We start from the raw sequence: 17,184 nt of genomic DNA, 5'->3' as shown, positions 1-17,184 counted from the left end.
GAAAAATAAACACGCTAAAAAGGTGGTTTAAATAAATAATAATATAGCGGTGTTTTAAAAGAAATAAAATTAATTTCTATGAATATTCAAATTATTAAAAAGACATTCGCATTTACGTGTATTTTTTCTTTGCTCACCAATGTTGTTTATCCAACAGTATTGGCTAATGAAATAATAAATTCAAATTTAATTCTTACATCATCATCCTCTAGTGGAGTAGCTGATGCTGCTGACGGTATGGTTGACTTATACACTGGTGATTTTAAATACTCAGTTCCTTTAATGTCTGTTCCTGGACCAAATGGGGAGAACGTTGATATTACTTTAGGTTATCAAGGAGGAATTCGGATGAATCAAGCTTCATCATGGATTGGATTGGGTTGGGATTACAATCCGGGTGAAATTTCAAGACAAGTAGTTGGTTCACCTGATGATTATAATGGGCAGCCAGTGTACAATGGGAAAATAACCCAATATATACCAACTAACGTCTTGAATCCAGAGTTTATTTACGGACCATTCAATTATGAAAATATAAATACTTTTAACTCAACATATGCAAATTATCTTAATGATTTTACACATTCATATACTTACAATGCTCTTACTAAATCGTGTGATTTAGTTGCATTTGAGAACAAGATTGATAACTATGATGCTATTGCAATGGCATCAAATACAACTACAAGCGCCTATTCTTCATCAGGTTTTCCTCTTAGGTATTTTAAGAAGCCCACTGCTCCTTATCAGGCACCCGCCTATGATCATTATAGTATATCAGGTCCGGGCATAGGTGGTAAATTGAGACCTTATATTTTTAAAGATGCGTTACTCGTTAATGGGAAGGCGATGTCGTATAATAGTTATTATACTACTAAGGGTAAGACACAATTTTATTTTGAAGGTTCATCAATGAAAAATGTTTATCAGGCTGATGCGCCTAATAATAGAATTAAGTCTAGTTATTTTATCAAGTATTTGACAAATACAGAAATTAATAATATAAATAGCGGATCTTCAGTTTTTCTTGATTATAGATTAATAACTGGTACAAACGTTAGGAGACCTAATACCGAATTTGATGCAACTGGTATTGGAGCAATACAGGTAACTAATCCCAATGGAATAACCTACCATTATTCATTACCTGTTTATACACAGTCTGAGGTTGGAAAGTCTTTTAATTTAACTACTCCTGCTAAGGATGATATCACATTGAAGAGTAATAATCTTGCATCAACTAATATATTCTGCAAGCCCCATAAATTTGCTAATTCATGGAAACTTACAGCGGTAACAGGACCCGACTACGAAGATAAAAACAACAATAAATTAGCGGACGAAGGAGATACAGGGTATTGGATTGCTTATAATTATTCATTATGGGATAATAGTTTTTTAACTGCGTCAAATATTTATAATTATAATGATGGCTTTGTTAAGCAAACAACTAGTTTAAGAAGGGCTGACGGCTTTGGTGGATACATACCTTCAACACATAAAAAAACTTTTAGTACTGCACAATCAATAAGTCAAGTATATTATCTAGATTATATTCGCACAGCAACGCATACAGCATATTTTATAAAGGATGTTAAGTTAGATGGGCATAGCTATGATAATGTGCTTAAAGGTAATTCGCCGAAGCCCTTGTTAAAACTAAAAAGAGTTGTTTTATTAAGGAATGAAAATAAGAGTTTAATTGAAAACAACACGAATTGGAATCTTTCATCAATTGATAGTAGGTTTAATACATCATTATTCTCGTCACCATTTAGTGCAAGCTTGATACATATTGGAAAGTACAACGTTAACAAAGCACTAATAGATTTTAGAAGTATAAAATCGGTTGATTTAAGCACCGATTACTCGTTATGTAAGAAGCTATATAATAATATCAATAATACATATACATCAACCAATGTAAATTATTTTCCAAATGTTAATCCTGCAAATCAAACAGCATTCTATGTATTGAATTCCTCATCGAACCTTCTCTATTCATTAGTTAATAAGTCAAGTTTTTCTACAACAGACTTGTCGAATAGTGGTAAGTTGACTTTAAATGATATAATGTTTTACGAGGACAACTCAACTAAAGTTTTCCCTACTTATCAATTTAATTATTACAAAAGTCAAAGTCAAGATAATCCTGACTATGATGGTGATAAAACGGACATTTGGGGATATTATAAATCTGATTATACAGGTCTTGGGGATAGTCACTTTACTACACCAACATCTTCAAATAATGCAGATGCCTGGTCGTTGAAAGAAATTGTAACCCCTATTGGTGAAAATATAAAGATTGAGTATGAAGGTGATGACTATGTACGAGAAGGATATCTGAAAGATCCGCATAACGGTTGGTATAATATTCCAAACCCAACAATGGAAATGCCAAAGATTATTTGGCCTTTAAATACTTTTGATTTATCCAATGGGAGGTTTACATTAATGTATAAGGATATTGATCTTTTTGCGCTCGATTATAGCAATTATAGTTCTACTAATATTAAGCTAAACTATCTTGTTGTTCCAATAGCAAAAGGTTGTACAACATGGGCTAGTAATCCTCCCCCTAATTACTCATGGTTGCTAACGTATTTACAAGGTAATTTATTACCCGGATTTTATGGATTGCCTCACGGTGATAATGAGTTAATATATCCTAATGGATTTAATCACGTAAACGGATCCAATCTTTCCCCTGGAACGGTAGAATACCCAGATTTATATACCAGTTGCAATCCTTATGGAAGCTATAATCCTCATGGTTATTGGAAATTTAATGCAATGGGTTATTTACTTATGAAGTTTTCTAGATTATTTGGTGGTGGAATCAGGGTAAAGAATATTATTCGAAAGGATCCATTGACTCAAGAAAGCTATATGAGAAACTATACCTATGAAGATGGATATTGCAAAGTTCCGCCTATGCCATTTATGCTAGCTGCTCAAACGGAATTTACTCAGTATCTATTATGGGATAATGTGAATATGTTATTGCCAGATGGAGGAGGAGGTAATGTTGGATATAGTAAGGTAACAGCAAAAAGTGTAAGCAAGTTTAATACCTCTAACGGGTACACCAAGTATAGTTTTATTAATAATACAGTAAATAATCCGTTGATTACTACCGCTTCTTATCAGTTTAATAATATCATTAATCCAACAAATTGTTCAGCTCCTTCGTTTTGCTATAATAATACGAATAATCCTTCACCCACTATGAGGGCTCAAATATATAATATTACATCGTGGTATAGTAACAAAGATTTATCAATGCAAGGTAAAGTTGAGAAGGTAGAAAACTTTGATGTAAATAATAATCTGATTTCTAAGTCAGAGTATGTATATGATAATCGTGCAGAAATCAAGGAAACTTATCCGCATGAACTAGAAAGTTATATTTCATTGCCAATGACTATTATGTGTCAGCATCCAAATTGGAATAACAATCAACCCTATTATATAAACTGTAGTGATAAAGAATGGTATAGGTATTATATGCATAACTCACATCATTGCCCAAGGTTGATTAAAGTGATTAAAACTCTTGATCAAATCACAACTGCTATTAGTTATGGGTACAATACTGATCTTGGCGAAATTTATAAAACTGTAAATGAATCTGGAACGGATTTGAGTAAGGTTAACGAAATTGAGCGCGAATTTGTAAACAATTCCTCTTTAGGTTTTAAGTGTTTAAATGAGAATAATAGAAATCAATTATTGTTGCCTAGTAAAATTAAAACTGCGAAGGAGTCACCTTTAAACAACACCGGATATCTTATTGGTGAGAAAACAATAACCTATAAGAATACTTACAATATGAGGGTGTATAATTCAGGAACTTCACTTTATGAAAACAGTGTTGTCACTAAGAACTGGTATACGGTAGATGAGATTTATGAACGATTGTTGAATGATAATACCCTTGAGACGATGACATCAGGCACTTCGCGTCTAACTTCTAAAACAACATTGTTTTCATTGGATTGTTCCGTTCTTGAAGAAAGAGGATTAAACAATAGACCATCCAGCGTTAAATATGGTTACAATAACTTATTTAAATTATGCAGCATTAGAAATGCTAATTATACTTCCTTTACTTATAGCGGATATGAAGACACAGTAACAGTTGCGCCGGGTGTGGTTCATTTTGGTGGGGAAATTAGCACAGGCAATCAGCGATCAGGCTCGGTTTATTCGCAATGGATCAGTACTCCAATCGGCTCTATTCCGGTATTTAGTTCATTGGTAAATCCGCATACAGGTAATTATATGGCTAAAGTTCCTGCCAATAACTTTGGACCAACCTATCGCGCAACTAATTTTGAAATTGATAGAACTTACAGAGCACAAGTTTGGGTTCATAAAAACAGTCCTTCTAATTCAAAATTAGTTTTACATCTCCAAGGTACTACCACAGGTAGCGCGCCAATTAACGATTATCAGGAGATTTCAAAAAGCTCAGTGAATAATATTCAGGTGGGAGATTGGTTATTAATGAGTCTTGAAATAAGTGTGCCGGCGAATATTGATCTGACTCAAGCGCATACATTAGCAGCTTATGTATGGAATTTAGGAGGCGATTTCGCTTACTACGATGATTTTAAATTTCATCCCATCGATTCACCAATCATAGGAAATGTTTATGATCCAAAAACCGGCAGGGTTATAGCTGTACTCGACGAGGAGAATTTTGCTACTAAATATTCTTTTGATGCTGCCGGTAGAATTACCGCAACCTACAAAGAGACTAAAACCAATGGCGTAGTTAAAGTTTCAGAACACGGTTATCACAATTCAAGACCTTAATCATCTCATATGAAAAAAATCAATTTAATCGCAGGCCTGATTTGCTTTTTATCAACCTCTTTAATTGCTCAGAGCAATTCCACTATTCAGGATTTATCAGTTGAATATAAGCCTGATGCAGGGCATCAATTAAGTTCGGAAAACTTAACTCTTTGTAAACCGAATATAGAATTAGTAATGGCGAAAACGGATAGCATATCAGTTTTATATATAAAAGTTTTTACTTTAAGTACTGATTCAATTGTTTATACAGTACATTTCGATTTCAGCTCTCATCAACATGTTTCTCCGGCGGGAGAGTTGCTCTATAATCGTGTTGATAATAAAATCACAATTAGCAGTATGCCCATCCTATCCTTGCAACCTTATCGGTACGAAATCTATACCGCGGATATTTTAGGCAAGCCATCAGAGATATTTACAAAAATTCAATAATAAATTTATGAGATTAGTAAAAGCAATATTACTCCTTTTGTTGTTTAATGGTTTATTAAATGCACAAATTAACGTAAAAGCCAGAATCGATCATGTTAAACCTGATGGTGTCGATACTCAGGGTAATATTTACCTAACAGTGACGGGAGGCACTTCTCCTTACACCTATTTATGGAGCCCGGGTGGTTCAACAAACAAAGATCTTACGAATGCCACGGCTAATTCTTATACAGTAAGAGTTAAGGGGGCGAACAACGATAGTGTGTTTTATAAATATAATTTAGGTTATAAAACATATTGGACAAATTTTACGGCCAGCTTCTTTCGCAACGATACATTACATTATGTTTCAACGCCAAGCCATTCCGTTACTTCCGGATACTGGTGTACCGCTGTATCCAAAAACACCTTAAAGTCAGATCAAAATGGATGGACACAATGGGTTATAAACAGCTCAACAAGTGTTGTGGCAGGAGGATTTGCTGACAGCATATCAGTGGCAAGAACCGGAATATATACTGATATTGATTTTGGGTTTTATCAGCAATCCGGAACCTTATATCGTATCCATTACGGTGTATTGTACAGTTTAAGTACTTGTACGGCGGGTGATGTTTTGCGATTAGAACGTAATGGTTCAACAATGTATTTTAAAAAGAATGATGTAGTATTAACTAGCTACACTATTGCAATAAATAGTAAAGATTGGAAAATTAAATCAGCCACCTATGGAACATATAATGCAAATATTGGCGCTAGTTTCTTAGATACTACAAAAACAATGTTTCCTAATTATGTGGAGGATGTTCCTCTAATTACACATGCCACTCCCGGTTCTTCCAATGGTTCTATTAAGTTAAACCCAAGAATTACCGGAACAAGCCATAATTACACATGGACGCCCGGTGGCGCAAGTACTAATTCTTTAACTTCTTTATCTGCTTCAGCATATTCAGTGCAAATAATGGATGTTGATTCCAACCGTAGTAATTATGTTTATAATATTGGTAATAAAACTTATTGGACAAATTTCTTTGGTACACGATTCCGAAATGATTCTTTACAATTTCAAACACCAACTTCTCCAACAGGGTGGAATTCGGCATTAAGTAAAAACACACTAAAAGCCGGAACAAATGGTTGGATTGAAATAGTAGCAAAACTTCAGACGGAGATTTATATGTTGGGTTTTTTGGATAGCGTAACGGCAGTGCCGGGCGTTTATACGGATTTAGATAATTATGTTTATATACACAACAATATAATACGAAGTAACGGTTCAACTATAATCGGTAGTTATCGAAGCGGTGATATTATTCGTCTAGAGAGGAATGCTTCAACGTTTTACATTAAGGTGAATGGACTTACTATACATTCGGAAGCATGTTCTACTAATCGTGACTGGAAGGTGAAGGCGATGCTATATAATGCCGCCATATGCAATATTGGCGCGAGTTTTATTGATACGTCTAATGTTAACTTCCCCAATTATGCGCTTACAGTTCCTTTAATAAAGCATTGCAGTCCCGGATTATCGAATGGCAGCATTGCTTTATCTCCAAGAATTTCCGGTTCAACACAGTCGTATACCTGGCAGCCCGGTGGAGCTACTACTAATTCAATTACAAGTTTAAGCAATGGAAATTATTCGGTTACAGCGCAAGATGCCAATAATAATGCAAGCAGTTTTAATTTTAATGTTGGATATAAAACTTATTGGACCAACTTCTATGGAACAAAAGTCAGCAACGACAGTTTAACCACAAAGGCTCCTTTGTCTCCTTCAGGATATAATACCGCCATTAGTAAAAATACATTAAGAGCGGGAAACAACGGATGGATTGAATATGTTATAACCAGCGCAAGTAATCTTAACAAAATTGGATTTATTGACAGTGTAGCTCATATGGTTGGATTATGGGAGGATATGGATTTTGGATTTAACTTTGTAAATAATTACTTATATAGATATACCAGTTCGGGGAGCGCTTTAATCGGAGGCTATAGCATTGGCGATGTTGTAAGGTTAGAAAGAGTTGGGAGTACAATTAATTATAAGTTGAATGGCGTTACTTTAAGTACTGCGACCTGTACCACAGCGCGTGATTGGAAAGTAAAGGCTGCTGTTTATAGCGGTACAATGAATAATATTGGTTGTAGTTTTTATGATTCCACTAACGTAAATATGCCGGGGATTGTATTGTTTAACCCGGTTATCACAAATAGTTCAGGCTATTTTGTATCGGATGGTAAATTTACTTTTAACTCATATAATCAGGGCTCTGCCTTAACTTATAGTGTCAATCCTGGAAATTATACAGGAGCAGCCATACAAAATGTTTCTAAAGATAATTATACGATTACTGCCGTTGATGCTAATAATAATTCAAGTACTTATGTTCATCCAATGGGCTATAAAGTGTATTGGAGTAATTTTTACAGTACAATTTCAAGAAACGATTCTATTTTGAATTCTACTCCTCCCATTGGAAGTTGGGGTTCCCTAGTCTCAAAGAATTCTTTGATTCCGAATGTAAATGCACGCGCACATTATGTTGTAGGAACTGTAAGTAATAACTCGCATGTTTTAGGTTTTTTGGATAGCGCTTATTTGCCTGCTTCTTATACCGACATTGATTACGGTGTATATCAGGCTTCCCAGCAATTGTATTATTGCAGTGGAACTTCGCTAGTAGCATTTTGGTATTGCAGAGTGGGTGATATAGTGAGTATTGAAAGAAATGGAAATGTTTTTTCGTGTAGAATCAACGGAATTGTACGTTACTCAACTACAATTTCTGCAGGATTACTAACAAAAAAATGGTGGCTAAAAGCAGCTAAGCATAACTCTACACCATATTTCGCCAACATTGGTTGCAGTTTCCCGTCCGACTTTAACGCAGCCGTCGAAAAAAATCACGCGGATGCGGATAATTTAAACAATGGCTCTATCAGCGTTACACCATATGGAGGCACAAAACCTTTTACTTACCAATGGAATGATGATGATAATTCAAATTCTAAAAATAATTTGAGTCCCGGCACCTATACCGTGGTTATTTCTGATTCTCTCGGGAAAGAAAAAGTTGGAAAGGTGATTAATATTGGTGTAAAACCAAATTGGAAAGTCCGCAAGAACATACGTGTAACATCTGATTCTACTTACATTATTAATGCCGACTCTTTAGGCCGACTCATTTCTGAAAATTACATTCGTAAAAATGATAAAGGATGGCATGAAGTTACAGTTAATAGTATTACACAGGATATGGCCATTGGTTTAATTGGTTTGCCTCCTTCTTATTTAGACACTACAGTTACTCCTCCTATCTATGCAGATTCGTCTATGAATCGTAAATCTGATTTAGCCTATGCCTTAATACGCAAGGCTACTAAGGATAGTTTGGTATATAGTGTAGATAATAATTTGTTGCAGCTAAGTACTGATTATAATTATGTTCATTTAGCCCGAATCAAAAACGGACAAGTTAGACCTCTATTCCGCAATACGCCTATATCGGCTGTTTACAGTTATGCTGTTGGCGATGTATTAAAAGTAGGCAGAGACGAAAATGGAAAAATGTTTTTAGCAAGAAATGATACAGTGCTCTATAAGCAAAACGCCTCCAATTACGATCCTTATTTATACTCAGCACTAGTGGCGAAGACAAATCCTAAATCAGGTAAAAATGGTGTGTCTAATCCTATACCAATAATTCCATTTCCAACTTGCGTAAATGACAATACCTTAAATTGGGCAAGCTCAAGAGAATTTGATGAGTATGGTAATGTTGTTAGTGAGTCGCGACAGTATTTCGATAACTTTGGCAGGAGCACTCAACAGCAAGTTAAAATTATAACTGATAACAATGTGCTTGCAAGTGAAAGTTTATATGATTCGTATGGACGTGCAATTGGTGCAACATTACCTGCCCCACTTTATTCAACTTATAACTGTTATGCTCCAACTTTTTTCTCAAATTCGTCAGGTACTCACTACAGTTTGGATGATTTTGATAAACCAAAAACAAATTCAAAAGCTGTTGGTGAAACTTACAATCCTTCTTTGGTTGGAAAAACTTTACAGGGTACATTGGGGTGGTATTATAGTGACAATAATTCATCCGAGCCTTTAATAGCTTCAGATTCATTTCCATATAACCGTTTAGAATATAGCAACGACCCTTTAAATCGTGTTGTGAAAACCGGTGGTGTTGGTCGTCATCATAAAATGGGTAGTGGCCACGAAGGAATTATCATTTATACTAAATCAGGACAGGATTTAAAATCAGTTTACCCAAAGGAAACGTATGAGTTAGATGAGAATTTTATTACAAAAAACTATCCATCTATAGGAATCGCAAAAAACATTACAGATGCGCGTAAAACAATACAAATTAATCCTGATGGTCACGACCAGATCACATACACAACCGACGAAGGAAAAATTTTGGCAACCTGTGTTACCGGATACGATGCCAATTGTCCTTCAAAATCCGTAAATACTGATTTAAGTCGTGAATCTTATGCCTTATTGCACATTACAAAACAAGAGAATACAACTTTAAAAATAACCGAAATTACAGGTTCAGCAGGTATTACCATAAGTAATATGAGTTTCCTTTTAAGAAATTATAATACTAAGCAAGCTTTAATACTTAATACAGACTATTCTTTAAACATAGTAAGTAATGTATGTTCAGTCACTTTTTTAGGTGATTATGCCAATAGAGATTTGTTTCTTGAAATCGCCTACAAATTTAACACCGGATATACTCCTGTATCAAACTATAACTACAGATTTTTTACCACGCATAATTTGGGATATACCCAATGGACAGTATACTATTATGATGTAAAAGGTAGGTTAAAGGCTATTCAGTCACCTAATGATGTTGTTTGCGGACAAAATTTAGTTTCTTCTAAAACGCGACAAGATACTTCTGATTTAGCATTCCCTTGCGACAGCGGCATTGTTGGTAATATAAGTCTTGAAAATTTGAGTGATGATCCCGCTGATCCTATTTATGCTCAGGATATTTCTATCGAATTAGAGCCGCAGTTTAATTTATTTAATCAGTTTGTTTCATATAGTGGTGGGAATAATTGGCGCTTTCAAACCAATGATACATTAGCTTCACGTGATACAATGTTTAATTATCCGCCTTATTACAAAACACCGGATAGCACAATTGTTTTTCAGGATACAGCTTTTAGGCCTCGTTATTTTGCGGTTGATTCAGTATTAGTACAAAATTATGAATACCATAGGAATGATATTCTTTCTCGATTACAAGGCAAGCGGGTTACCTATGAGGGTAAGTACCAATATTCAATATTGAATGGTAGTGGAAATTCAGTAACTCATACAGCTTTTACCAGAGACTTTAATTTTACTTTGAGTTTTGATACGGTAGGGAATGGAAAGTTTGTAAATAATCTACCTGGACGTGGCTATGCAATGTTTGTGCCAGATAGTTTACTTGATGGCGCAAGTAACATAATCTTTAAATGTACAAATCTGAAAATTAGACTTGATGGCTTTTCTGATTCTCCGGTTAGAGCGTTCAGCCCATGCGACAAACAACTTTATGTTTGTCCGTCAGACACCGAACTTCTAACCAATATCAATGCGAATGTTAGCCTAATTGCGAAGGCTATTATTGGAACTACACCGCCGCCATCATCACCGGTTACACCAACCTATAGTCGCAAGTATTCCTATAACGAATACGATCACTTAATCACCTACGAAACAAAAGATGAAGGGCGAACTGATTATGTATATGATTTAAAAGAGGATAAGTTGAAGTTTTCACAAAATGATAAGCAAAGAGCTGATGGTAATGATTTTGTTTATTATAGTTATGATAAATTAGGAAGGCCTACGGAATCAGGATTATACGATCCAACTAGTAACTCATACGTTAAATTTCAAAACTATAACGATTGGAAAAACAATGTATCTGTTAGCCCTGCTATTCAATCAACAGGATACTATGCACAGAATGATTTCAATTTAATTGTTTCTTCAGAACAAAAAGAACAAAATTATGTTGAATACGATTTCCCTGCTGCAGGAATGCCGCTCACTTCGTTTGGTTACACACAAAAGTACCTTGGAGGTAATGTTTCAAGAACCTATAATAGTAATTCTTCTACTTACTATAGTTATAACGAGTTAGGAAGGGTAACAACGGTAATTCAGGATTTGGCAGGACTTGGCGGCAAATCTATGGAATACTCGTACGATTTAAGAGGTAAACTAATTTATAGTATTTATCAGCGTAATAATTCTACTGAAACTTTTGCGCATGCTTATACCTATGATTCAGATCAAAGATTGAAAAAAGCATATATAGCAAGAAATACATCCATGCCAAGTAATCCGGTTGTAGAGAATAATTATTATAAGCATGGCTCGCTTAAAAGAAGTGTTTTAGGCAATAATTTACAAGGTCTCGATTACGTTTACACCATAAATGGATTACTTAAGGCGGTAAATAATCCATTCTCCGGTGGCGACCCTGGTAATGATGGAAGCAATGGTGTAAGTGCGGATATTTTTAGCTATGCCATGGAGTATTATCCTAAAGATTATGAACGCGCTTATTCTCTATACAACAGTAATAAAAACACAGGAACGTATTCTAACTTCAACGTAAGTTATACAGGCATAGCGAACGCCATTCGCTGGCGTAATGTGTATCCAAGCGGAGCGCCAGCGCCAAGCCCTTCGGCTTTAAGCGGACCTTTTATGTACGAATATGATTATGATGAATTGTATCGTTTAAAAGGCGCCACTTTTGGAAATTATAGTGTTGTTAATCCCGGAAATGGTTACCTGACTGACGTTGCCTTTAATCCTACAAGTGCCTTTAAATTACAAGACATCGCTTATGACCGTAATGGTAATCTCCAGAATTTAAAACGTTACTCCAATACCGCGAATGTATTGATGGATGAGTTTACCTATCATTACGATAACAATAAGCGTAACCGCTTGGCCAGAGTAAATGATGCCGTAACCACCTCACTTGGTTTAGGCGCTGATATTGATTTCCCGAATCAAACCAATGCTAACAATTATAGCTACGATGCCATTGGCCAGCCTATAAATAATATACAGGACGATCAGGTATATACCTATAACAGCCAAGGTTTGGTGACTTCTGTTAAAAAATACAGCAACAACAATTTAATTGCGGAGTTTTCCTATAACGACAGAGGCATGCGCCACTCTAAAACCAGTTACAACAGCAGTGGCACCGCCATTAGCAGATTGTATTACGTGTATGATGAAGCAGGAAGTTTAATTGCCACCTACAATCAAAATTTAACGGTTGGCGGTAATCCTATAAGTATACAAGACTTTGCAATTTATGGCGGTGGAAGATTAGGTGTTTACGATGCAGCAGGCAATAAACCTTATTTTGAATTAACCGACCATTTAGGCAATGTACGCAGTGTATTTACCGATAACAGCGGTGTTGCCAGTGCGGTAAGTTATACCGATTATTACCCGCATGGCGGTGTAATGCCGGGGCGTAATTATGTAAACAGCCCGGCATACCGTTATAATTACCAGGGACAAGAAAAAGACGCGGAAACCAATTTGGTAAATTTTAAATTAAGACAAATGGATGTTAGGTTAGGTAGATGGTTATCTATTGATCCATTTGGACAGTATAATTCACCCTATTTAGCTATGGGAAACAATCCATTAGATTTTTCTGATAAGGACGGAGGATGGTCCCGGTCTGTTAATTATAATATTACTAGTTACTTACCAAGCAATACTTTTGGTTTTAACGAAGGAACTTATGCTTTTGATGATATGAGTAGTAATTCGTTTATTACAAATGCTGTGGAAAATTTTGCGCCATACGTTTGGGACGCGAAGAAAGTCCCATTTGAAGAAGTTGGTCTTTGGATGCAAAGTATAGGGGAAAAATCGAGTAAAATAACTGGTTATTATGGGAAAACAATCGATGGTCGTACATATAACATTAGTTTAAATGATGCTTTTGCACACATGGAAAATAAAGGTACCACAAGCAAATTAAGTAAAGAGTTATTAATGGAATTCCTTAAGGAAAACAATATGTGTCCAGAATGTGGTACAAGTAAGGGAAAATGGGAGGCGTTTGCAGGTAATTATTTTGAAAAGTCTTTTGTGATGGCAAATAAACACTTAATTGCAACAAATGATTTACAGCCATATAAAGGTAACTCATTACCAACACTAAGTTCAAGAAGAGTAATGCCAGATTATACAATGTCAAGTTCTTATCAAAGGGGGATTTCTACAAATGGCAGTTCTTTTGATGTAATTAAGATGCCAAAATCAGTTTTTGTTGAGGTTAAGGCAACGAAAAACAATATTTATACTTCATCATTCACTGGTCAAGTAAAGGGGCATATAGAAGCTTTAAAGCTTTCACAATCTGGCAACATGCAAAGATTTCCAAACTTTCATCCACAATTAATTTTGGTTACTACAAGTGGTGTAGATGTTAGTAGGGATATAATTCATAATGCACATGGAATTAATGTAGTGCAATATGAGTCTTATTTTAAAGTGGTTGATGGGAAGATAAATATTTTCTTCAATGTGAAAAATAATGAGTAATTTAGATAAAGTAAACTCAAAAATTGAAGTGTGTTTTTTTTATATTGTGTTTAATGTGGAGTAACGATGATGTTTTTTATAAGGTTATAGATTCTAAATTAATTCAAGAATTAGTTAAGAATAACAAAATCAAATTGATTGATTTTTTAGATTTCAACAACTCTTTTGTGTATCAAGATTCTGAAGAAAATTATTATGTTACACCTTCTAATTCAAATTATAATTCTTTGGTTATATACAGTAAGGATAAATACCTTGAATATGTTAGATTAAAGAGTTTTCCATCAAATGATAAACTATGGGAATACTCATTAGGAGCGGAATTCAGGAATGAGGTCAAATTCAATTTATTTATTAAAGAATCTATTGATCAAATATGTCAGCTTTTACTTATAGATAATTTGGAACAATTTACCATCGAAGAGATAATTACAAGATATAATTTACTTAGCAAGGCTATTAGGTCTAAATCGAGAATTGCTTTTACATTTGCACTTGGTGAACGTATTAGACGGGAGGTCAATGGCAAATGGTACTTGCAAATTGAATCAGATGCTTTAAATCCGTATTACCATGCTGTTATTTTTGGAAATAAAAACGAACATATTGATGTTGTTAAGTTGGTAAAGGAAACTCTTAGTAAACCGATGGATTTTAAGTTTAATTTGAAACTTATTAGTATGATCTCCTACGAAGTAATTCCATCTCATCTATTTATAAAAATGGAAATATCATAATTGAAGAATAATGTTTTTTCTACGCAAAGTAAAAATATCCTCAGTAATGGGTTTTTGCTTTTATTCTATCATCATCACCTTTTTATTTAAAGTACGCCCATCTTTTTTAATGGCATTAATAAAATAAACACCGGCAGGTAAATTAAGTTTTAGTTGAGGTTTTTGCGTGTGGTAATTTTCTTTGTGTACAATAACGCCAAGTTCATTTATAATGGTTATCTGTAAATCTTCTTTTGCTAAAAGTGTAAACTCACCGGAGTTGGGGTTAGGGTAAACTACTAATTCGTTGTTGTCATTAGCTTTAGTAAATTCGTTTATCCCAATAGCACCGGTGTTGGAGAATTTACCAAACATACCCACAATTAATTGTAAGGAATAATTGTCGTAATTTGGCTGATGACATCCCGGTGTTGCAATTTTTGTTATTGAACGGGTACGGCCACCAAAATAAATTTCGTTAGGTTGAGTAACACTTAATGTTTGTATATCGTCACTTTCATCTCCACCAAATAAAGTACCAAAAACTTTAGTTCCAGAACTATCGAACCGAAGAATGAAGGCGTCACCGTTGCCATCAATAGTGGTTTGGTAGGCCCCCGGAGTCGCAATATTGTTTGCGAAAGCGGTGCCACCTCCACAATATAAATTTCCAATTGAATCAAAAGCGAGAGTTAAGGCTGAGGATGGTAAGAAAGTGATTGCAGGTCCTTGGTATGTTCCCCAATAACGAATGCCGTTTTTGTTTAATCTGCCAATAAAATTATAGCCATAATTTAATTGATAAGCATTAGTCGTTGCAATATTAACGCCTGAGGTTGTATTACCGCACACGCCAATGTTGCCAAAGCGGTCACAATTTATTCCATATATATAATCGCTGCCATCGCCTCCATAATAAGTGCCCCATTGTCTCATTCCTGAGGGAGTGAATTTCATAATGAATCCATCATATGCTCCGCTAATAAAATTGTTTTGCATGGTGCCTGGTGTTGCGATGCTATCTTGTGAGCCGGTATAACCACCAATAATAGGATGTTGGTCCGGGCCGATACAAATACCGTGAATGTATTCATAGCCTTCGCCTCCCAAATAAGTTGCCCATTGTCTATTTCCCATGCTATCAAACTTGGCTAAAAATCCATCAGTACCAATGAAAGAAGCACTTGAGTAATAATTGGGTTGAAATGAACCAAGCGTGGTGATATTTGCCGTTGAGCTTGTGATGCCTGTCAAATAAATGTTACCTAAAGTGTCATTACATGCAAAGCCTAGTTCCTCTTCAAAATTTAATTCAACTCCGCCATAATAAGTAGCCCATAAACGTTGCCCGGAGTTGTTTAATTTTACTAAAAGTATATCCTTACTTCCGGCTAAGCTTGTTTGATAGGCGCCGGTGGTTGAAACAGTGCCTGTGCATCCTGTGTGACCTGCTGTAATAATATTGCCTGATCTGTCTAAGCTGATGCTATTTAAAGTTACTGAACTGCCACTGCATAGATAATAAGTCCCCCATTGTCTAACACCTGCGGTAGTGAATTTGGTAATAAACCCGCAATTATAACCCGGTGAAAAAGTAGTTTGATATGCACCTGAAGTAGCAATGTATTTTGAAGAACCCGTAATGCCGGAATAATAAATAAAATTGTTTTTATCTATTGTAGAGGCGCGAACTTCATCTCCCATTCCTTCGCCAAAGTAACTGGCCCAATCCAAATTAGGCGTAGGGTCGATAATAAGCGTTTGTGAAATAGTTTCACTTAATCCGTTAAATCCAACAATTGTATAGCCATTAGATTCTTTTATCTGATATTTGATATTTACTTTTTTCCCTGTTTTACTCCAAAAACTTAAAGGAATATTCTCTTTAATGTATCCATGATTGACTTTTAGTTTAATTTCTCCGTTTTTTAACTCTATCGAATGCGCACCCTTGTATTGCAGTTGAATATCTTGAAGTCGCGCACCAGGGTGAAGAATAAAATTATACTCAGCAGTACGGGTTTTATTACTTAATACAAATTCAATATCAATATTATTATAAATGTTTTTATAGATTACTTTGTTGTATGTGTGGACATTTGTTGCACCGGCTTCCGGAAGAAAATCGGCATAATAATTTAGGTAATCGTTGCTTTTTCCTTCAGTAAGTATAATACTGTTACTATTGCAATTAATAAAATCAACATCGATTCGGTGAAAAGTGCAGTTGATTTTCCTGTTCTCTTTTTTAATAGGGTCGATTAAATCTTCCCATTTTTCAAATGAATCTAAGTTTGTGATTTTATAACTATCGTAACTAAACCCTTTGCTTTTTAACAGAAGATTCATTCCATTCATGGGTAGAATAAATTTAACATCCGAATTAGGTTCGTAGAATTGATTTCGAATTTGTCCTTTATTCTCTATGTATCCTGATTGAGTAGAAAATTTCCCGAAATCATCACTACCAAATGCGAATAGGTTTGATGTTAAAGCAAAAGAAAAGAATAGTTTTTTCATGTATTATAAAGTATGTAGTAAAAATAGTAAATCTGGATAATAAATGGAGACTGAAAT

5 protein-coding genes are annotated in these 17,184 nt (G+C 35.0%); 4 read left to right on the top strand and 1 reads right to left on the bottom strand.

Going from position 1 to position 17,184, the window contains the following annotated elements; all coding sequences use genetic code 11:
* The first annotated feature begins 78 nt into the window (after window positions 1–78).
* From J0L69_10080 to J0L69_10065, 4 genes are read left to right on the top strand one after another with little or no spacing between them, the layout of a single operon-like run.
* A complete protein-coding gene (locus J0L69_10080) occupies window positions 79–4,824 on the top strand; it encodes a hypothetical protein (GenBank protein ID MBN8693535.1) in 4,746 nt (1,581 codons plus the stop codon).
* Window positions 4,825–4,833: 9 nt separating this feature from the next.
* The gene (locus tag J0L69_10075; GenBank protein ID MBN8693534.1) at window positions 4,834–5,259 is read left to right on the top strand and encodes a hypothetical protein; all 426 of its coding nucleotides are present in this window, start codon (window positions 4,834–4,836) and stop codon (window positions 5,257–5,259) included.
* Between the two features lie 7 nt (window positions 5,260–5,266).
* Window positions 5,267–13,891, top strand: coding sequence for a hypothetical protein (locus tag J0L69_10070; protein ID MBN8693533.1), 8,625 nt, complete (start codon window positions 5,267–5,269; stop codon window positions 13,889–13,891).
* 53 nt (window positions 13,892–13,944) lie between these two features.
* Window positions 13,945–14,628 carry a hypothetical protein gene (locus J0L69_10065; protein MBN8693532.1) on the top strand — a complete coding sequence of 228 codons (684 nt, stop codon included), beginning with the start codon at window positions 13,945–13,947 and terminating at the stop codon, window positions 14,626–14,628.
* A 60-nt stretch (window positions 14,629–14,688) separates the two neighbouring features.
* Here J0L69_10065 and J0L69_10060 read toward each other — a convergent pair whose 3' ends face one another.
* A complete protein-coding gene (locus tag J0L69_10060) occupies window positions 14,689–17,127 on the bottom strand; it encodes a T9SS type A sorting domain-containing protein (GenBank protein ID MBN8693531.1) in 2,439 nt (812 codons plus the stop codon).
* Between the last annotated feature and the right edge of the window lie 57 nt (window positions 17,128–17,184).

It is taken from the genome of Bacteroidota bacterium, assembly GCA_017303905.1.
In the GTDB taxonomy this organism is placed as follows: domain Bacteria; phylum Bacteroidota; class Bacteroidia; order B-17B0; family Aurantibacillaceae; genus JAHEYG01.
The sequence above is the reverse complement of the archived record's forward strand: the minus strand, read 5'-3'. Positions and strand labels throughout refer to the sequence as shown.